Source organism: Hydrogenophaga atypica (assembly GCF_042665215.1).
Taxonomy (GTDB): Bacteria; Pseudomonadota; Gammaproteobacteria; order Burkholderiales; family Burkholderiaceae_C; genus Hydrogenophaga; species Hydrogenophaga defluvii_A.
Map to the genome: position 1 here is coordinate 1 of NZ_JBHTCA010000079.1, position 954 is coordinate 954.

Here is a 954-nt window from a genome sequence, read left to right on the forward strand (position 1 = left end):
CCGCCAGCTTTGCCCCGGCGCCGTCAGCCCCAGGTGGTCGATGGCCACGTACTCGGTGGTGGTGAAACAGTCGTGTGTCTCGATGCCGTCCATGGCTTGCACGCCTTCAACGCCGGCACGTTTCCACGCATCCTCCAGCGCCTGCCTCAGGTGCGGGAACACATAGGCTTCGTTGGCGCTGCGCTCGAACTTGTCTTGCAACCGCAGCCCCGCGTTGCGGTGGCCCCAGCCGCTGATGCGCGGCAGCTGCGCCAGCGCCTGCCCGGTGCGCTGCGCGTGCTCTTGGACAAACCGCGCCGAGGCCACCACGATGGCGCAGGCGCCGTCGGTGATCTGCCCGCAGTCCTGGCGCCGCGTGCCGGGCTCGATCAGCGGGTTGGCTTCGTCGTCGTCGGTGAAGCTCAGTTCGTTGAACTGCCACTGGCGCGTCTGCGCCAGCGGGTTGCGCTTGGCATTGCCGTAGTTGATTTCGGCGATGCGGTTGAGGTGACGGCGGTCGAGGCCGTAGCGGCGTTCGTACTCTTGCGCCACGCGGCCAAAGGCGGCCGGCCACATGTAGGTGCAGTCAAAGCCTTCATGGCCTTGCCAGGCGGCGGCGTTCTGGTTGGTGGAGGCGGTGTTGCCGTCGGTGTTCTTGAACTCTTCAGCGCCCAGCACCAGCACGCAGTCGTAGCGGCCAGCCTCGATTTCGGCCATGGCGGTGAGCAGGGCCAGCGAGGAGGAGGCGCAGGCGCCTTCGTGGCGCATGGCGGGTGCGCCCCACAGCTCGGGCACCACCTGCGCGACCATGGCGCCCAGGTGGGCCTGCTGGCGCTGCAGTTCGCCAAAGGCGTTGCCAACGTGGATGCTTTGCACCTGCGAGGGCTCCACACGGGCCGAGGCCAGCGCGCCCAGCGTCGATTCGCGCACCATGTCCGAGAGGTCTTGCCCGTGGCGCGACCACGCCTTGGCGAA

1 protein-coding gene is annotated in these 954 nt (G+C 68.1%); it reads right to left on the reverse strand.

The window, feature by feature from the left end:
- A partial coding sequence (locus tag ACFQPB_RS23850; RefSeq protein WP_382228930.1) for an acetyl-CoA acetyltransferase occupies positions 1 to 954 on the reverse strand: 954 nt, incomplete at both ends.